Origin of the sequence: Curtobacterium sp. MMLR14_010, from assembly GCF_001865015.1 — a bacterium.
In the GTDB taxonomy this organism is placed as follows: Bacteria; Actinomycetota; Actinomycetes; order Actinomycetales; family Microbacteriaceae; genus Curtobacterium.
Map to the genome: position 1 here is coordinate 353,543 of NZ_MJGV01000079.1, position 17,843 is coordinate 371,385.

Consider the following 17,843-nt stretch of genomic DNA (forward strand, 5'->3'; position numbering starts at 1 on the left):
TCGGCGCCGACCGTAAGCTCGACACGATGACCTCCCGCCCCACCGCCGAGGACGTCCTGGTCGCCTTCGCGCGCACCGAGGGGGACGTCGCCGCTGCGCGCCGCGTGGCCCGACGCTTCGCGGACCTCGACGAGGGCGAACGCTCGGCGCTGCTGTGGAGCGAAGACCCTGGCGGGCGGCTGCTCGCGGTGGTGCTGCTCGTGCAGGCGATGCGGGAGCGGCCGGACCCGGAGCTGACGGACGAGTACCTCGCGGCGGCACGGGCGGAACGGCTGGACAACGCTGACCTGGTCGACATCGCCGCCGAGGAGCTCGTCGGTGCGCCGATGGTCGGCGGCTCGACGGGGCCGCTGTTCGCGCTCGTGAAGTCCGACGTGGCCTGGGTGCGACGGATCGCGGTCGTGGCGACCCTGGCGTTCGTCAAGCAGGGCGATGCCGAGGTGCCGCTCGCGATCGCCGGGCGGGTGGTCCGCGAACGCGGCGACACCGTGCAGAGCGCCCTCGGCTGGGTGCTCCGCGAGGTCGGCAAGCGGGCGTCGGAGCCGGCGCTCGTGGCGTTCCTCGAGCAGCAGGGTCGCTTCCTGACCCGAGGCGCTCTGGACACGGCGACCGAACACCTGCCGCCGGCCGTCCGTGACCGGCTGCGCGAGGGCCGCGCGAGCTGAGCGCCGTTCCGGCGCCTGCTGGCCCTCGGCGACGAACCTGCTACGCCGCCTGACCCTCGGCGAGGATCGTCGTCAGCGTTGTGATCACGCCGTCGCGGACCTCGATGACGTCGATGCCGCGTGCGACCGGGTCGCCGACGGGACCGAACCCCCAGGACAGCGCGCCGTGGGTGGCGGAGACGTAGCGGCGGCCCTCCTCCGCGAACTGGAACGCGCCGGGCGTCGGGTCGAGGAGCCCTGCGGCCTTGGCCTCGAGCGCGTCCCAGCCGGTGACGGAGCCCTCCGGGTCGGTGAAGACGACGTCGGGCGCGTAGGTGCGCTCGATCGCGGCTCGACGGGCGGTGGCGTCCCGGTTGCCGAAGACGTCGTGCAGGTTCGCGGTGAGGAGCTCATCGGGGGTCGACATGCTCGGAGCCTAGGCGCAGCCGGTGTCGACGAGGAGGATGACGTCATGCAGCACACCGACGTGCCAGACGTACCCGACGTACCCGACGTGCCCGACCGGCCGCTGATCGACGCCGCCCTCGTCGAGCGCCTCGTCGCGGAGCAGTTCCCCGCGTGGTCGGGGCTGCCTGTCCGCGAGGTCGACGTGCAGGGCTGGGACAACCGCACGTACCGGCTCGGCGACGACCTGAGCGTCCGGCTGCCGAGCGCCGCCGCCTACGTCCCCGCGGTCGAGAAGGAGCAGCGGGTCCTGCCGTACCTCGCGCCGCTGCTCGACGTCGCGGTGCCGGAACCGGTCGCGCTCGGTCGTCCGGGCAGCGGCTACCCGTTCCCGTGGTCCGTCCGGCGGTGGCTCGCCGGGACCGTCGCCACGAGCGCCGACGTCGACCGGTCCGAGCTCGCGGCGGAGGTCGGAGGCGCACTCCGGCAGCTCCGGTCGGTCCCGCCGGGGGACGGCCCCGCACCGGGCCCGCACTCGTTCGACCGCGGTGCCCACCCCTCCGTGTACGGGCACGAGGTCGAGCGCACCCTCACGGTCCTCGGCGACACGGTCGACCAGCAGGCGTGCCGTCGGGTCTGGGAGGCGGCGTGCGCGTCGAGCTGGCCGGGCCCGGGCGTCTGGTTCCACGGCGACGTCGCGGCGACGAACCTGCTGGTCGACGATGGCGGGCGGCTCTCGGCACTCCTCGACTTCGGCACGTGCGGTGTCGGCGACCCGGCGTGCGACCTGGTGCTGGCGTGGACGTTCCTCGACCACACGGGCCGCCGGGTGTTCCGCGACGCCGTCCGGCTCGACGCCGACACGTGGGCGCGCGGCCGCGGGTGGTCCCTGTGGAAGGCGCTCATCATGCTGGCCGGCAGCGCCGGCCCCGGGGACGCCGCGACATGGAAGGCGGTCCTGGCCGCCACGCTCGCCGACCCGGTGGTCTGACTGGAGGCTCGTGGCGGCGCCGCCACGAGCCTCCAGTCTGCTCTGGGGCTGGGAGGGCACCACGGGTCGGGCGGGTACCCAGGAGGGGGACGTGAGCCGACCCACCCGGCCGGCTCGACCCCGCGACGAGAGGAGCGCTCATGCGCGCACTGACCTGGCAGGGCACCGAGAAGGTGTCCGTCGAGACCGTTCCCGACCCCACCATCCAGGAGCCGACCGACGCCATCGTGCGGATCACCTCCACGGCGATCTGCGGCTCCGACCTGCACCTGTACCGCGTGCTCGGCCCGTACATCGACAAGGGCGACGTCCTCGGCCACGAGCCGATGGGCATCGTCGAGGAGGTCGGCTCCGCCGTCACGAACCTCAAGGTCGGCGACCGCGTCGTCGTCCCCTTCAACATCTCCTGCGGGCACTGCTACATGTGCAAGCGCGGGCTGCAGTCGCAGTGCGAGACCACCCAGGTCACGGAGTACGGCAGCGGTGCCGCGCTCTTCGGGTACACGAAGATGTACGGCCAGGTCCCCGGTGGCCAGGCCGAGTACCTCCGCGTGCCGCACGCCGACTACGGCCCCATCGTGATCCCGGACGACGGCACCCCCGACGACCGCTGGCTCTTCATGAGCGACATCCTGCCGACCGCCTGGCAGGCCGTGCAGTACGCCGACGTGCCCGAGGGCGGCACGCTCGCGGTGCTCGGCCTCGGCCCGGTCGGGCAGTTCGCCGCCCGCATCGGCAAGCACCTGGGCTACCGCGTGCTCGCCGTCGAGCCGGAGCAGGTCCGTCGTGACCTCGCGGCGAAGTACGGCATCGAGACGTTCGACATGTCGAAGGACCTGGTCTCCGAGCTCGTCGACCTGACCGAGGGCCGCGGCCCGGACGCCGTCGTGGACGGGGTCGGCATGGAGGCGCACGGCAACCCCGTCGCCGGGTTCGCCCAGCGCGCCGCCGGCCTGCTGCCCGACAAGCTCGCACAAAAGGCCATCGAGACCGCCGGAGTCGACCGGCTCGATGCCGTGCACACTGCGATCGACCTGGTCCGTCGCGGCGGCACCGTCTCGCTGAGCGGCGTCTACGGCGGCATGGCCGACCCGATGCCGATGATGACGCTGTTCGACAAGCAGATCACCATCCGCGAGGGCCAGTGCAACGTGAAGCGCTGGATCGACGACATCATGCCGCTCGTCTCCGACCCGTCGGACCCGCTCGGCACGCTCGACCTGACGTCGCACCGGGTGTCCCTCGAGGACGCGCCGCACATGTACGAGGTCTTCCAGAAGAAGCAGGACAACTGCGTGAAGGTCGTCCTCGACCCCGCCATGGCCGCGGCGTGACCCGCGTCGTCGTCGTCGGCGCGACGGGCAACGTCGGGACCGCCGTGCTCCGTCGCCTGTCGGCGGAGTCGGACGTCCAGGTCGTCGGGGTCGCCCGACGCCTGCCCGACCTGCACACCGCGCCGTACGGCGACGCCGTCTGGCACGCCGTCGACGTCGGGGCTCCGGACGCGGTCGACCAGCTGGTCGCCGTGTTCCGGGGCGCGGACGCCGTGGTGAACCTGGCGTGGGCCCTGCAGCCGACCCACGACATCCCCACGCAGTACCGGACGAACGTCGTGGGCACGGCGAACGTGCTCGAGGCGGTCGCTCGCGCCGAGGTGCCGCAGGTCGTCGTCGCCTCGTCGGTCGGTGCCTACCGCGGCGTCGACGTCGAGGGCAAGCGCCACCGCGTCGACGAGTCCTTCCCGACCGACGGCATCCCGACCGCCACGTACGCCATCCACAAGGCGGAGAACGAGCGGGCGATGGACGCGTTCGCGGCCGCGCACCCCGAGGTCGTCCTCACCCGTCTGCGCCCCGGGCTGATCTTCCAGCGAGCAGCCGCCGCCGAGATCCGCGGCCTGTTCCTCGGCCACCTGGTCCCGATGCGGGCCGTCCGGTGGATCCAGTGGGCCGTGCTGCCCCTGCCGTACCCGTTCGTGTTCCAGGCCGTGCATGCGGACGACGTCGCCGACGCCTACTGGCGCACGATCGACCGTCGAGCGGGCGGCGCGTTCAACATCGCCGCCGAGCCGGTGCTCACGCCGCCCCGCATTGCGCGGGTCCTGCGGATGCGCGGTGCCGTCCGCATCCCGCTCGGCCTGCTCCGCGGGATCGTCACCCTGACCTGGCGCCTGCGGCTCCAGCCGACGGATGCCGGCTGGATCGACATCGCGGCGTCGGTGCCGGTCATGTCGACTGAGCGTGCGCGCACGGAACTCGGGTGGGAGGCTCGCCACACCGCCACGGATGCCCTCCGTGACCTGGTGGCCGGGTTCGCGACCGAGACGAACGTCCCCGGGTCGGGTCCCCTCAGCGGGTAGCCGGGTAGCGGGCGCGCCGGGGTAGCCGGGTGGTGCCCGCCGCCGCGGGTGTCGTCGGTCGTGGGCGGCAGACTGGGCGTATGGCCCGATCCTCCGCGAAGTCCTCCGGCACCGACGCTCCGCGCATCACGCTGACCGCCCCCTCCGACCTCACCGACTGGGCGCCCGCCCCGGGCGACGTGCTCACCGGCGACCGCATCGACGGCCGGCGTATCGCGTCGCTCGACCTGGCGGGGGAGCGGCTGCCGGACCTGGAGCTCGAGGAGTGCGTCGTCGACGTCCTGCACGCCGACGACGCCGACCTGCGCGGGCTCCGCGTGCGCGACACCGTCATCGAGGCCCTCGACGCCCCGGTGCTCCGGGCGTCGAGCAGCTCCTGGCGCGAGGTCCGCGTCGCCGGCGGCCGGATCGGGTCTGCCGAGCTCTACGACTCGGGGCTGAACGGCGTCGAGTTCGTCGGCATGAAGCTCGGGTTCGTGAACCTCCGCGGCGCCACGGTCACCGACGTCGTGTTCCGCGACTGCGTCATCGACGAGCTCGACATCGCCGACGCCCGACTGCTGCGCGTGTCCTTCGAGGGCACCCGCATCCGCGCTGCCGAGGGCTCGAACACCCGCGTCGAACACGTGGACCTGCGCGGCGCCGACCTCGACCGGGTCGAGCGGCTCGAGGGCTTCCGCGGTGCGACGATCGGCGCCGACCAGCTGTACGTGCTCGCGCCGCTGCTGGCCGCGCAGGCGGGGTACCGCGTGGCCTGAGCTCGCACCGTGCGAGCTGCTCCGGCCCGTGCGCCAGCTCCCGGCGCCGCACGGTGCGAGCCGCTCCGGCCCGTGCGAGGTTGCACACCCCGTGCGGCCCGACAAGCCCGCACGGGGTGGCCAACCTCGCACCGGGGCCAGCCGCACCGCGCCGCACCGGGGCCAGCCGCACCACGGCCGGCCGCACCGCGCCGCACCACGGCGGGACTACCGCGCGGCGTCGACCAGCGCCAGCGCCGCAGCCAGGTCCGCCTGCACGAGGTCCCCGTGCACGGCAGCACCCGCCATCGTGCCGGCTGCCGCGGACGCGATGACGGTGGCCATCGGCGACGCGACGTTGCCGGCGGCCCACACCCCGGGGACGTCGGTCGCCCCCGTCGGCCCGACCGTGACGGCGCTGGCGATGCGGTGGTCGCCCATGAACTGGTCGACGGCGACGAGCCCAAGGCCCTCGAGCCCGTCGACCCGCGCCTCTGCCGTGCTCGCCGTCGCCAGGGCGTCGAGCTCCACCACGGAGCCGTCGTCGAGCTCGACGCCCGACAACCGACCATCGGCTTCGAGCACCCGGGCCACGCGAGCATCGACCACCCTGATCCCACGGGCCGCGAAACCCGCTCGGGCGGTGTCGTCAGCGAAGGCGGGGTCGACGACGAACGCCGTGACGTCGTCGCTCAGTGCCCGGAACATCAGCGCGTGGTGGGCGCCGAACGGGGTCCCGACGAGCACGCCGATCCGCCGGTCGCGGATCTCCCACCCGTGGCAGAACGGGCAGTGCACCACGCCTCGGCCCCACTGCTCCGCGAGCCCGGGCACGTCCGGCAGGACGTCCACGGCGCCGGAGGCGACGACCATGCGCCGGGCCGACACCTGCTCGCCCGAGTCGAGGGTGGCGGTGAAGCCGACCGGGTCGCCGTCCGCGACAGGTCCGGCGGTCGCGGCCACGAGCCTCCCGGCCGTGACGGTGACGCCGTACCGGGCGACCTCGTCGCGACCGGTGTGGAGCAGGTCGGAGGGTGCCGTGCCCTCCTGCCCGAGGTAGTTGTGGACGCCCTCGGCGCGCGCGTTCCGGGGCGCGCCCGCGTCGACGACCAGGACGGACCGGCGGGACCGGCCGAGGATGAGTGCTGCGGCGAGGCCGGCGGCTCCGCCGCCGATGACGATGACGTCGTGGGTGCTTGGCATGCGCCCATGGTGCGGCCCGCGTCGCCGCACTGGCAAGGTTCGTTGCTGCTCTGGCAACATGGTCGCCATGGGACACGACCAGGAGGCTCGGAGCACGCCCCGGACGACGGCGCAGGTCGTCGACGGGGTCGGCCCGCGCCTGCGCACGCTGCGGCAGCGACAGGACGTCACGCTCGCGGCGCTGGCGGAGCGGACGGGCATCTCGGTCAGCACGCTCTCGCGGCTGGAGTCCGGGCAGCGGAAGCCGACGCTGGAGCTCCTGCTGCCGCTCGCGCAGGCGTACCAGGTGCCCCTCGACGACCTCGTCGGAGCGCCGCAGACCGGGGACCCGCGGGTGCACCTGAAGCCCGAGCAGCACGGCGACCGGGTGGTGGTGCCGCTGACCCGGCGGACCGGGGGCGTGCGCTCGTTCAAGCAGCTGTTCCCACCGAACTCGCCGGGCGGGGAGCCCTCGCTCCGGACGCACGAGGGCTACGAGTGGCTCTACGTGCTGTCCGGGCGGCTGCGACTGCTGCTCGGGGAGCACGACCTCGACCTCGGGCCGGGCGAGGTCGCCGAGTTCGACACGCACACCCCGCACTGGATCGGCAACGTCACGGACCAGGTCACCGAGGTGCTGTGCCTGTACGGGCCGCAGGGCGAGCGCGCCCACGTGCGGTCCCGTCCCGCGTCCTGAGCACGGGCCGATGGGCCGACGCCGGCTTCGCACGGTGCGTGCTGTCCCGGCCGGTGCGAGGTCGCGCACACCGTGCGGGCGCGTGGCCCGGCACGGGGTGGTCAACCTCGCACGAGAACGGGCCGGTCATCCGCTCGACGCGGTTCCGTGGCGTTCCTGTGCCCGTGAGCAGCACCCGGCGACCACCTTGTGACGCACGCCGCTGGTGCAGTGCCCGCGGCGGACGACCGGAAGGCTCATCATGACCACGAACCCACCCGGGAACGACTCCGGGACCCCGATCCACGACCGCACGGCTGCTGCCGACGGGCACGAGATCCACCCCGGTGTGACCGTGCCCGCCTGGGCGGACACCACCCCGCTCGAGGACGGCCGCGACGCCGACCTCCTCGGACTGGGCGACGACTCGCCCTCCGCGGCGGTCCCCGCGAGCGAGCAGCTCCCCGCGACCCCGTCGGCCGCCGGTCTCGGCGGCGCTGGTGCCCCCGGTGCCGGCTCGTCCTCCGGTGGCTCCGACGCGAAGGCCGACGCGAAGGCCAAGGCCGACGCGGCCAAGGGCGCAGCGCAGGACGTCGCCGGTGACGCCAAGGAGAAGGCCGCGAACGTCGCCGGCACCGCCAAGGAGCAGGCCGCCAACGTGGCCTCCGAGGCGACCGACCACGCCAAGCAGCTCTACGGCCAGGCGTCCGAGAACCTCAAGCAGCAGGCCGGCGAGCAGCAGCAGCGTGCCGCCAGCGGGCTGAAGAGCCTCGGCGAGCAGCTCGGCCGCATGGCGGAGAACGACGAGGAGCAGGGTGTCGCCTCGCGCGTCGTCCGCGACCTGTCGGGCCGGGCGACCTCGGCCGCCGGGTTCCTCGAGAACCGCGACCCGGGCTCCCTCCTCGACGAGGTCAAGTCCTTCGCCGCCAAGCGTCCCGGTGCGTTCATCGCGCTGGCCGCCGGCGCGGGCATCCTCGCCGGGCGCCTGACCAAGGCGATCACGACCGAGGTCAAGCACGAGAAGGAAGCCGACGCCACGGGCACCGGCACGACGGGCACCGGCACGACCCACACGCCTGGCACCACCGGCACCGGCACCACCGGGACGGGGACCGGCGTATGAGTTCCTCCGTCCCCGGCGCCCCCGGGCTCGGCGAACCGACGCCCGAGGAGCGCGCCGCGACCACACCGCTCGGCGAGCTCCTCACCGACGTCTCCCGCGACATCTCCAGCCTCTTCCGGCAAGAGGTGGCGCTGGCCAAGGCCGAGCTCACCGAGTCCGCGAAGAAGGCGGGCAAGGGTGCCGGCATGTTCGGCGGCGCCGGCCTGACCGCGCTGTTCGCCCTGTTGTTCCTGTCGATCGCCGCCTGGTGGGGTCTCGGCTACCTCATCGGGAACGCGTGGTCGGCAGTCGTGATCGCGGTCGTCTACGCGATCGTCGCTGGCATCCTCGCGCTGCAGGGACGCAAGCAGATGAAGCAGATCAAGGGCGCTCCCCAGACCGTGGAGACGGCCAAGGAGATCCCCGACGCACTGAAGCCCAACTCCGGGAGGAACGCATGAGCACGCCAGACGAGATCCGCGCAGAGATCGAGCAGACACGGGGGACCCTCGGGTCCGACGTGGACGCCCTCGCCGACAAGGTGAGCCCGTCATCGATCGCACACCGTCAGACCGAGAAGGTCAAGAGCCGCTTCCAGGGCGTCCGCGACTCCGTCATGGGCGCAGCCGACTCGGCTCGCTCCAGCGCCTCGGGCTCCGCCTCCGGTGCGACCGACCAGGCCAAGGACGCCGCCCAGCGCGGTGTCGAGAAGGCCAAGGGCAACCCGCTCGCCGTGGGGCTCATCGCCTTCGGTGCCGGGTGGCTCGCGTCGTCGCTCATCCCGACCTCGGCGAAGGAGGAGGAGCTGGCCGGTGAACTCAAGGACCGCGCAGCGCCCCTCGTCGACCAGGTCAAGGAGACCGCGAAGGACGTCGGCTCGCAGCTCGGCGGCTCCGCCAAGGAGCACGCGCAGGACCTGAAGGGCACCGCGCAGGACGCGGCCCAGACGGTGAAGGACGAGGCGCAGGGCGCCGCGTCCGACGTCAAGGACAACGCGCAGTCGTCCGCACAGGACGTGCGCGGGGCCTGAGACCCAGCCGCAGATCGACGGGAGGCACGGTGCCAGCTGGCACCGTGCCTCCCGTCCGTCGTGTGGTCGAGCGTCGCGTCATGCGGCTCACTGGGTTGTCGGTGACGTCGCCGGGAGTTCGCTGGAGGGATGACCGATGCTCCCTCGACCGCAGTCCTGTTCGACATCGACGGCACGCTCGTCGACTCCAACTACGCGCACGTCGATGCCTGGTGGCGTGCCTTCCGGGTGACCGGGCAGTCGGTCGACGCCTGGCGCATCCACCGGCTGATCGGGATGGACGCCTCCCGCCTGCTCGACGAGCTCGTGCCGGACATGTCCGACGAGGACCGCGACACCGCGAAGCAGTACCAGGCCGCCTACTTCGCCGAGCACATGCCGCGCCTGCGGCTGCTGCCGGGTGCGCGTGAGCTGCTCGAGGCCGTGGCGTCCCGCGGCCACGCGGTCGTGCTCGCGACGAGTGCCCCCGAGAACGAGCTCGTCCGGCTGCGCGAACTGCTCGACGCCGAGCAGTGGATCAGCGTCGTGACGAGCGGCGAGGACGTCGAGGAGGCCAAGCCCGCTCCCGACATCGTGCAGGTCGCGCTCGACCGTGCGGGCGTCGAGCCGGGGAACGCCGTGATGATCGGCGACGCGATGTGGGACGTGGAGACCTCGGTGAAGGTCGGAGTGGTCTGCATCTCCGTGATGACGGGTGGCGTCGGCGGCGACGAGCTGCGGAACGCCGGGGCTGCTGCCGTGTACGACGACGCGGCTGCGGTGCTGGCCGACATCGACGACGGGCCGATCGGCGCGCTCGGGCGGTGAGCGCCGGGCGGGGTCGGGTGGTGCTTCGGTCGTCCGTGGCTCGTCGTCGGGTGGCGGCGACCGGTGTCGGACCCGCGTGGAAAGATGGTCGATCGTGATCACGATCGAACGCGTCCTCTGGGACGACCCCCGCGCCGTCACCCTCCGTGCCCGCATGGACGAGGAGATGCACGAGCGGTACGGCTCGGCCAACGCGGACGAGGACCCCGCCGTCACGGCCGAGCGGGACCGTGCCCTGTCGGTGGACCCGTCGTCGGTGATCTGTTCGGTGCTCGCGATCGACGAGTCCGGTGAAGCCGTCGGCCACATCGCGATCCGCCGGCTCCGTGACGAGGTCGAGCTGAAGCGCCTGATCGTGCTGTCCTCGGCGCGTGGCAAGGGCGCGGCGACGAAGCTGCTCGACGAGTGCGAGCAGATCGGCCGCGAGCAGGGGGCCGAGCGGTTGATCCTGCAGACGGGCGACCGGCAGCCCGACGCCGTCGCGTTGTACGAGAAGACCGGCTGGCGAGCGATCCCCGTCTACGAGCCGTACCTCGCGACGATGCCGTGGTCGTTCTGCTTCGACAAGGCGCTGTAGGCCGCTCCGATCCTGAATTGCACTTTCTGCTCCTGAGTGCAATTCTTGCGTGGTGAACACCGCTGAGCGCACCCGCGTGCTTCGTCGACGCATGGTCGTCGAGGCCCGTCGGGCGACCGTCGAGCACGGGCTCACGGGGTTCACGATCGAGCAGCTGTGCGAGTCGGTCGGGGTGTCCCGTCGGACGTTCTTCAACCACTTCGCCTCGAAAGAGGACGTCGTCCTCGGCATCGAGCTGAACGCCGACGTCGAGACGCTGACGGCGTACGCCAGGGGGCAGGCCGTTCCGATGTCGCTCGACCCGCTCTCCTCGATCGTCGCGCTGGCGATCGAGCAGGTGCGGATCGTCGGTCTGAACCGCGCGGACGAGGTCCTGGTGCGCAAGGTCTTCGACCGCGAGCCGGCCCTGGTGGCACGGTTCATGTCGGCCACGGACGTCCAGCTCGCGAAGGTCACCGCCGCCGTGCGGGAGCGCTTCGGCTGGACCGTGCCGGACGACCCCCGCGCCCGGCTCGTCACCGAGTCCGCCGCCGGCCTGCTCCGGGTCACCGCCGAGCACTACTTCGACGACGACTTCGACGAGTCGACCGGCCCGACCTTCGACGCGTTGCTCACCGCCAACCTCCGCCTCATGCGAGCGGCCATCACCACCGGACCGACCGTGTCCGTCGACCAGGAGAACACCCCATGAGCACCACCGCCTCGCGCACGAAGCGCACCCGTCCCGGCACCGGGGGCGGCGACGGTCCGCTCCTGCTGACACAGCGGCGGATCTGGATCATCTTCTCCGCGCTCATCGCGGGCATGCTGCTGTCGAGCCTCGACCAGACCATCGTGTCCACCGCGATGCCGACGATCGTGGGTGACCTCGGTGGTGTGGCGCACCAGGCCTGGATCACGACCGGGTACCTGCTCGCGTCGACCATCGTGATGCCGATCTACGGCAAGTTCGGTGACCTCATCGGCCGGCGCAACCTGTTCCTCGTGGCGATCGCCCTGTTCACGCTGGCGTCCCTCGGGTGCGCGATGTCGACCGACTTCTGGCAGTTCGTGGTGTTCCGCGCGCTCCAGGGCCTCGGCGGTGGCGGTCTCATGATCCTGTCGCAGGCGATCATCGCGGACATCGTCCCCGCCTCGCAGCGCGGCAAGTACCTCGGCCCGCTCGGCGCGATCTTCGGGCTCTCCGCCGTCGGCGGTCCCCTGCTCGGCGGGTTCTTCGTCGACCACATGACCTGGCACTGGGCGTTCTGGATCAACATCCCCGTCGGCATCGCGGCGTTCGCCGTCGCGTGGTTCGCCCTGACGCTGCCGAGCAAGAAGGCCACCAAGCGGATCGACGTCCTCGGGGTCGCGCTGCTGTCGGCCACCACGGCCTGCCTGGTCTTCTTCACCGAGTTCGGCGGCAACCGCCAGCACGGCTGGGGTGCACCCGAGACCTGGGCGTGGGGCGCGGGCTTCCTCGTCGCCGCAGCGTCGTTCGTGTACGTCGAGTCGCGGGCGCAGGACCCGATCATCCCGCTCTCGTTCTTCCGCAACCGCACCTTCGTCACCGCGACGGCGATCGGCTTCGTGCTCGGCCTCGGCATGTTCGCCGCGATCGGCTTCGTCCCGACCTTCCTGCAGATGGCGTCCGGCACCTCGGCTGCGGTCTCCGGCCTGCTGATGCTGCCGATGATGGTCGGCCTGATCGGCACGTCGATCGTCTCGGGCACGCTCATCACGAAGACCGGCCGGTACCGCGCGTTCCCGGTCATCGGCACGATCGTGGTCGGCATCGCGATGCTCGGCATGACGACCCTCGCCGCGAGCACCCCGATCTGGCTGATCTGCGTCTACCTCTTCGTGTTCGGCGCCGGGCTCGGCCTCATCATGCAGGTCGTGGTCCTCGTGGCGCAGAACGCCGTCCCGCCGGAGCAAGTCGGGACCGCCACCTCGACGAACAACTACTTCCGCGAGGTCGGGGCCTCCCTCGGCGTCGCCGTGTTCGGCGCACTCTTCACCTCACGCCTGACCGACTCGCTGACCGACGTCTTCCGTGGCGCCGGTGGCAGCGCGTCGGACGCGGCCTCCGCGAGCGCGAGCATCGACCCGACGCAGCTCGCGAAGCTGCCCCAGGCCGTGCAGGACGGCATCGTGAACGCGTACGCCGACTCCCTGTCGCCGGTGTTCTGGTACCTGCTGCCCTTCATCGCCGTGGCGTTCGTGCTCGCGCTGTTCATCCCGCAGATGCAGCTCGCGGACGTGGCCGGCATGGTCGCCCGTGGCGAGGCCGTCGGCGGCACCGAGGCCGACGAGCTCGAGCGGTCGCGCCGGGCCGGCGCAGGCGCGGGAGCGGCGCCCGCGTCGGTGTCCGCCGACCCGGAGCCGGTCTCGACGACCCGGCACGACGAAGTAGTCGCGACCACGCTCTGACGGGAGGCCCGGTGCCAGCTGGCACCGGGCCTCCCGTCCGTCGTCGGTGCGCGTCGCGGACCCGCGCTGCCTGCTGTGTGTCCCCGCCTGCCGACCTGCCGACCTGCCCACCTGCCCCACCTGCCCCACCTGCCCACCTGCCCACCTACCCGACTTGGAACGACAACCTCGAGGTCGTACGACAACGGTGTTGTCGCGGGGGTCGACGCGCGGCGGTGCTCTGCGGACGCGCGACATCGTCGAGGTCGTACGACAGCGGTGGTGTCGCGCGGGTCGGCGCTGCTGCACCATCCGCGCGACGGATCGCGTCAGGCGCCGGTGCTCGCGCGGGGGACCAGCCGTGTGGGGAGGGCCGGGTCGGGCGCCTCGGTGCCGTCGAGCGTCGCGAGGAACCGGAGCGCCGCTGCCCGACCGAGTTCGGCTCCGGGCAGTGCGACGCTCGTCAGGGCCGGCGCGGTGACGGACGACGACGGCAGGTCGTCGAACCCGGCGACCGCGAGGGTGCCGGGCACGGCGATGCCCCGTTCGGCGGCCACGCGGAGCACCCCGTACGCCAGAGTGTCGGCCGCACCGACGACAGCGGTGACGCCGTCGTCGAGCCAGGTGTCGACGACGGTTCCCACGGCGGTCGCGGCGGCGTCGATCGTCAGGTCCGCGCGCGCCACGACGGGCGACACGGTGATGCCGGCTACGGCGCAGGCCTCGTCGAACAGGGAGCGGCGCACGGCGAAGGTCGTCGCGCGCGAGGTCCCGTCGAGGTACCCGACACGGCGGTGTCCGGCGGCGGCGAGGTGGGTGACGAGGGCCTCGACGCCGGAGGACAGGTCGTAGTTGACGGCGCCCGGGCCACCAGGAGCGTCGAGCAGCACCACGGGGACGCCGGCGGACATGGACTCGCCGTCGGCCGGGGCATCGACCAGGATCCCCGCGGGCCGCAGTCGTTCGAACCGGCGGACGTCCGCGTCGACGGGCTGTTCGCCACGCTCTGTGACCGACAGCACGAGCTGGAAGCGGTCGCCGACGGTGTCCCGGACGCCGCGGATGACCTCGGCGAAGAACGGGTTCGACAGGTCGGGCGCGATGAGCACCACGAGGTCGCCGCTGCCCCGCGCGAGGGAGCTCGCGGCGTGGTCGACCACGTACCCGAGCTCGGTGACGGCGTCGCGGACCCGGCTGGCGATCGGCACGGACACGCGGCCGCGGTCCTTGCCGTTCACCACGAGGGAGACCGTCGCGATGCTCGTGCCGGCGCGTTCGGCCACCATCGCCGCGGTCACGCGTCCCGACGACGCGGGGCGACTTGGCGGGGACGGGGGCACGGCGTCGATGCTACCCAGCGGCGCGACGGATGCCGGCCCGTGAGCGCGCCCGACTTGACGTCAAGCGCTTGATGCGCTGTGATGTCAAACGCTTGACGCCTCGGGACCGGAGCGTCGATCGCCGACCACCACCCGGGCACGCGCCCGGATCCCCGACGAAGTGGAGCACCACCGTGACCGACGCCCGCCGCCAGCCCGAGAAGATCATCCTCGACTGCGACCCCGGCCACGACGACGCCGTCGCGATGCTGCTCGCCCACGGCAACCCGGACATCGAGCTCCTCGCCGTCACCACCGTCGTCGGCAACCAGACGCTCCCGAAGGTGACGCGGAACGCCCTGGCCGTCGCCCGCATCGCCGGGATCACGGGCGTGCCGTTCGCCGCGGGGGCCGCGCGTCCGATCCTCCGCCCGATCGAGGTCGCCCCGGCCATCCACGGCGAGAGCGGCCTCGACGGACCGGTCCTGCCCGAGCCGTCGTTCCAGCTCGACGAGCGCCACGCGGTCGACCTGATCATCGACACCGTGATGGCGCACGAGCCCGGCACCGTCACCCTCGTGCCGACCGGTGGCCTGACGAACATCGCACTCGCGGCCCGCAAGGAGCCCCGCATCGTCGAGCGCGTGAAGCAGGTCGTCCTGATGGGCGGCGGCGTGCACGTGGGCAACTGGAGCCCGGTCGCCGAGTTCAACATCGTGATCGACCCCGAGGCCGCGTCGATCGTCTTCGACGCCGGCTGGGACGTCGTCATGGTCGGGCTCGACCTGACGCACCAGGCCCTCGCCACCCCCGAGGTCGCCGCCAGGATCGCCGCTGTCGGCACCGGGCCCGCCGCCTTCGTCGGGGAGCTCCTCGACTTCTTCGGCCAGACCTACAAGGACGCGCAGGGCTTCGACGCCCCGCCGGTCCACGACCCCTGCGCGGTCGCCTACGTGATCGACCCGACGATCGTCCGCGCCGTGAAGGTCCCGATCCGCGTCGAGACCCAGGGCACGCTGACCCTCGGCATGACCGTCGCCGACTTCCGTGCGCCCGCACCGGAGGACTGCCGCACGAGTGCCGCGCTGGAGCTCGACCACGGCCGGTTCTGGGACCTCGTCGTCGACGCCCTCGAGCGCATCGGCGAGACGCCCGACACCGGCTGGACGCCCCGTGCCGCCGCCGACGCCGTCGAGGCCGGCCTGACCACGCAGCCGAGCACGAACCAGCCGACCATCACCACCACGGAGATCTGACCCACCATGAGCACCCCCTCGACGACGAAGTCGAACACGTCGAAGAAGTCCATCGGCGCGCTCACCGCCGCACTCCTCGCCGCCTGCATCGCCTTCCAGCTCAACGCCAGCATGCTCAGCCCCGCGCTGGTCACCATGGCGCGCGAACTCCGCACCGACGACGCGACGATCGGCCTCTCGCAGACCCTGTACTTCACGCTCGCCGCGCTGTTCTCCCTGTTCCTGCCCCGCCTGTCGGACATCGTCGGCCGGAAGCGCGTGCTCGTCGGCATGCTCGCCGTGATGCTCGTCGGCAGCATCGTCGCCGCCGTCGCGGTGAACGTCCCGATGCTCTTCGCCGGCCGCATCATCCAGGGCGTCACCGGTCCGGTCGTGCCCATCTGCCTGCTCGTCCTGCGCAACGAGATCACCGACCCGAAGCGCTACGGCGCTGCCCTCGGTCTGCTCACCGCGGTGAACGGCGGCATCGCGGGGATCGACGCCCTGGCCGGCGGCTGGATCGCGACGAACTTCGGCTTCCGCGGGATCTTCTGGGTGATCGCGGTCGTCACGGTCGTCGCGCTGGCCCTCGTCACCGTCTGGGGCGTCGAGTCGCGCCCGTCCGCCGGCACCCGCATGGACTGGGTCGGCGTCGTCCCCCTCGTCATCTCGGTCGGAGCCCTGCTGACGGCGTTCAACGAGGCCGGCAAGCTCGGCGCCGCGAACCCGCTCCTCGTGGTCGGCGGGATCGTCGTCGCGCTCTTGGCCTTCGCCGTGTTCTGGGCGGTCGAGTCCCGCGTCCGCGAGCCGCTCGTCGAGACGCGCTTCCTCAAGCGCCGGGGCACGTGGGCGCTCCTCGCCACGACCTTCCTGACGATGACCGGCGTCTTCGCGGTCGTGAACGGCCTGGTCACGTCGCTCGCCCAGAACGGCGACGCCGGCTTCGGGATGGAGGCCGACCTCGCCTCCCTCGTCTTCCTCACGCCGTACGCGCTGGTCGGGTGGATCGTCGGGCCGTTCGCCGGTCGGCTCGCCCCGACGCTCGGCTACCGCGCCGTGCTGCGCGTCGGGCTCGTCGGCAGCATCGTCGCCACCGTCCTGATGGCGCTCGTCGGCGTGCACTCGCTGCCGGTCCTCGTCGCGACCACCGTGCTCATCGGCATCACGTACGCCGGCATCGCGAACATCATCCTGAACGGCCTGGGCATCGTGCTCTCCCCGGCGTCGAACCCCGGGTTCCTGCCGGGACTCAACGCGGGCGCGTTCAACCTCGGCGCGGGCGTCAGCTTCGCCGTGCTGCCGGCGCTGCAGATCGCGCTCGGGGTCGGCGGGTCCTCGGGGACGTCCGGCTACTCCGGTGGGATGCTGCTCGGAGCCGTCATCACGACCGCCGCCCTGGCGATCTCGTTCCTCATCCCCCGACCGGAGGATGCCGAGACCACCGCCATCGTCCAACAGAAGGAGAGCGTCCGATGACCGAGACCATCGTGATCATCGGGTCGTTGAACGCGGACCTGGTCGTCCGGACGGACCGCTTCCCGAAGCCAGGCGAGACCCTGCACGGATCCGACCTCGCGATCCTGCCCGGGGGCAAGTCCGCCAACCAGGCCGTCGCAGCCGGGAGGCTCGGGGGCGCGGTCCGCATGATCGGTGCGGTCGGCGACGACGGGAACGGCGCACTTCTCCGCGACTCCGTCGCGGCGGCCGGTGCCGACACGACGCACGTCGCCGTCCGCGAGGGAACGGCCACCGGCACCGCCGTCATCACCGTCGACGCCAGCGGCGAGAACACCATCGTGATCTCCGGCGGCGCGAACGCCACGCTGACCCCGGACGACCTGCCCGCCGAGGCCTTCCGCGACGCCGCGGTGCTCGGCCTGTGCCTCGAGGTGTCCATCGACGTGGTGCTCGCCGCCGCCCGCGCCGCGCACGAGGCCGGCGTCACGGTGCTGACGAACCTGTCCCCGTTCGGTGACGTGCCGCGCGAACTGCTCGACCTGACCGACGTGCTCCTGGTGAACGAGCACGAGGCCGCTGCACTCGGCGACCACGGCGTCGCCCGGTCGATCGTGACCCGCGGTGGCGACGGCTCGGTCGTCCACGACGGCGACGCCGCGCCCGTCGAGGTCCCCGCGGTGCCCGTCGAGGCCGTCGACACCACCGGCTGCGGTGACGCGTTCATGGGTGCCGTGGCGCTCCGGCTCGCTGCGGGCGACACGCTCCTCGAGGCCGCGCGGTTCGCCGCCGGCGTCGGGGCCTACGCCGCGACCGGGGCAGGGGCACAGGCGTCCTACCCGACCACGCCCCAGCTCGAGGCGTTCCTGCGGGCGTAGGGCGAGCCTCCAGCCCGTCCCGGCGGTCCAGGCGACCCCGCTGCGGCCGCTAGCG

19 protein-coding genes are annotated in these 17,843 nt (G+C 72.5%); 16 read left to right on the top strand and 3 right to left on the bottom strand.

Going from position 1 to position 17,843, the window contains the following annotated elements; translation table 11 throughout:
• The first annotated feature begins 26 nt into the window (after window positions 1-26).
• On the top strand, window positions 27-665 hold the full coding sequence (locus BIU98_RS16855; protein WP_071279083.1) for a DNA alkylation repair protein: 639 nt from the start codon (window positions 27-29) through the stop codon (window positions 663-665).
• A gap of 40 nt (window positions 666-705) precedes the next feature.
• On the opposite strand, the gene BIU98_RS16860 is transcribed toward BIU98_RS16855, so the two are convergent.
• Entirely contained in the window at window positions 706-1,071 is a 366-nt protein-coding gene (locus BIU98_RS16860) for a nuclear transport factor 2 family protein (protein ID WP_071279085.1), read from the bottom strand.
• A gap of 45 nt (window positions 1,072-1,116) precedes the next feature.
• Between BIU98_RS16860 and BIU98_RS16865 the strand changes: the two genes are divergently transcribed.
• The 4 genes from BIU98_RS16865 to BIU98_RS16880 all read left to right on the top strand — a co-directional run bounded on the left by BIU98_RS16865 (window position 1,117) and on the right by BIU98_RS16880 (window position 5,157).
• The gene (locus BIU98_RS16865) at window positions 1,117-2,040 is read left to right on the top strand and encodes an aminoglycoside phosphotransferase family protein (RefSeq protein ID WP_139200798.1); all 924 of its coding nucleotides are present in this window, start codon (window positions 1,117-1,119) and stop codon (window positions 2,038-2,040) included.
• Window positions 2,041-2,180: 140 nt separating this feature from the next.
• Complete coding sequence (locus BIU98_RS16870; RefSeq protein ID WP_071279087.1) at window positions 2,181-3,374, top strand: zinc-dependent alcohol dehydrogenase; 1,194 nt, start codon at window positions 2,181-2,183, stop codon at window positions 3,372-3,374.
• Complete coding sequence (locus BIU98_RS16875) at window positions 3,371-4,399, top strand: NAD-dependent epimerase/dehydratase family protein (protein ID WP_071279089.1); 1,029 nt, start codon at window positions 3,371-3,373, stop codon at window positions 4,397-4,399. Before BIU98_RS16870 ends, BIU98_RS16875 begins: the two co-directional genes overlap by 4 nt.
• Before the next feature lie 80 nt (window positions 4,400-4,479).
• Window positions 4,480-5,157 carry a pentapeptide repeat-containing protein gene (locus tag BIU98_RS16880; RefSeq protein ID WP_071279091.1) on the top strand — a complete coding sequence of 226 codons (678 nt, stop codon included), beginning with the start codon at window positions 4,480-4,482 and terminating at the stop codon, window positions 5,155-5,157.
• Window positions 5,158-5,364: 207 nt separating this feature from the next.
• Here BIU98_RS16880 and BIU98_RS16885 read toward each other — a convergent pair whose 3' ends face one another.
• Window positions 5,365-6,339, bottom strand: a complete 975-nt coding sequence (locus tag BIU98_RS16885; protein ID WP_071279093.1) for an NAD(P)/FAD-dependent oxidoreductase — start codon at window positions 6,337-6,339, stop codon at window positions 5,365-5,367.
• Window positions 6,340-6,406: 67 nt separating this feature from the next.
• Between BIU98_RS16885 and BIU98_RS16890 the strand changes: the two genes are divergently transcribed.
• The 8 genes from BIU98_RS16890 to BIU98_RS16925 all read left to right on the top strand — a co-directional run bounded on the left by BIU98_RS16890 (window position 6,407) and on the right by BIU98_RS16925 (window position 12,922).
• On the top strand, window positions 6,407-7,015 hold the full coding sequence (locus BIU98_RS16890; protein ID WP_139200799.1) for a helix-turn-helix transcriptional regulator: 609 nt from the start codon (window positions 6,407-6,409) through the stop codon (window positions 7,013-7,015).
• 241 nt (window positions 7,016-7,256) lie between these two features.
• Entirely contained in the window at window positions 7,257-8,117 is an 861-nt protein-coding gene (locus tag BIU98_RS16895; protein ID WP_071279097.1) for a hypothetical protein, read from the top strand.
• Entirely contained in the window at window positions 8,114-8,557 is a 444-nt protein-coding gene (locus BIU98_RS16900) for a phage holin family protein (protein ID WP_071279099.1), read from the top strand. The genes BIU98_RS16895 and BIU98_RS16900 overlap by 4 nt, the downstream gene beginning before the upstream one ends.
• Window positions 8,554-9,126 carry a DUF3618 domain-containing protein gene (locus BIU98_RS16905; protein WP_071279101.1) on the top strand — a complete coding sequence of 191 codons (573 nt, stop codon included), beginning with the start codon at window positions 8,554-8,556 and terminating at the stop codon, window positions 9,124-9,126. The genes BIU98_RS16900 and BIU98_RS16905 overlap by 4 nt, the downstream gene beginning before the upstream one ends.
• A gap of 129 nt (window positions 9,127-9,255) precedes the next feature.
• Window positions 9,256-9,933, top strand: a complete 678-nt coding sequence (locus BIU98_RS16910) for an HAD family hydrolase (RefSeq protein ID WP_071279103.1) — start codon at window positions 9,256-9,258, stop codon at window positions 9,931-9,933.
• 94 nt (window positions 9,934-10,027) lie between these two features.
• Entirely contained in the window at window positions 10,028-10,510 is a 483-nt protein-coding gene (locus tag BIU98_RS16915) for a GNAT family N-acetyltransferase (protein ID WP_217635714.1), read from the top strand.
• Window positions 10,511-10,559: 49 nt separating this feature from the next.
• Window positions 10,560-11,201, top strand: coding sequence for a TetR/AcrR family transcriptional regulator (locus BIU98_RS19620; protein WP_175481401.1), 642 nt, complete (start codon window positions 10,560-10,562; stop codon window positions 11,199-11,201).
• Complete coding sequence (locus BIU98_RS16925) at window positions 11,198-12,922, top strand: MDR family MFS transporter (protein ID WP_071279109.1); 1,725 nt, start codon at window positions 11,198-11,200, stop codon at window positions 12,920-12,922. The genes BIU98_RS19620 and BIU98_RS16925 overlap by 4 nt, the downstream gene beginning before the upstream one ends.
• A gap of 308 nt (window positions 12,923-13,230) precedes the next feature.
• On the opposite strand, the gene BIU98_RS16930 is transcribed toward BIU98_RS16925, so the two are convergent.
• Window positions 13,231-14,241, bottom strand: coding sequence for a LacI family DNA-binding transcriptional regulator (locus BIU98_RS16930; RefSeq protein ID WP_254787985.1), 1,011 nt, complete (start codon window positions 14,239-14,241; stop codon window positions 13,231-13,233).
• Between the two features lie 173 nt (window positions 14,242-14,414).
• Between BIU98_RS16930 and BIU98_RS16935 the strand changes: the two genes are divergently transcribed.
• Genes BIU98_RS16935 through BIU98_RS16945 form a run of 3 tightly spaced genes read left to right on the top strand, consistent with a single transcriptional unit; the run spans window position 14,415 to window position 17,788 of the window.
• Window positions 14,415-15,476 (top strand): nucleoside hydrolase, encoded by a 1,062-nt coding sequence (locus BIU98_RS16935; protein ID WP_071279113.1) that lies wholly within the window; start codon window positions 14,415-14,417, stop codon window positions 15,474-15,476.
• 6 nt (window positions 15,477-15,482) lie between these two features.
• Window positions 15,483-16,931: an MFS transporter gene (locus BIU98_RS16940; protein ID WP_071279115.1), complete on the top strand. Its 1,449-nt coding sequence runs from the start codon at window positions 15,483-15,485 to the stop codon at window positions 16,929-16,931.
• Window positions 16,928-17,788, top strand: a complete 861-nt coding sequence (locus tag BIU98_RS16945) for a ribokinase (RefSeq protein WP_071279117.1) — start codon at window positions 16,928-16,930, stop codon at window positions 17,786-17,788. The genes BIU98_RS16940 and BIU98_RS16945 overlap by 4 nt, the downstream gene beginning before the upstream one ends.
• Window positions 17,789-17,843: the final 55 nt, after the last annotated feature.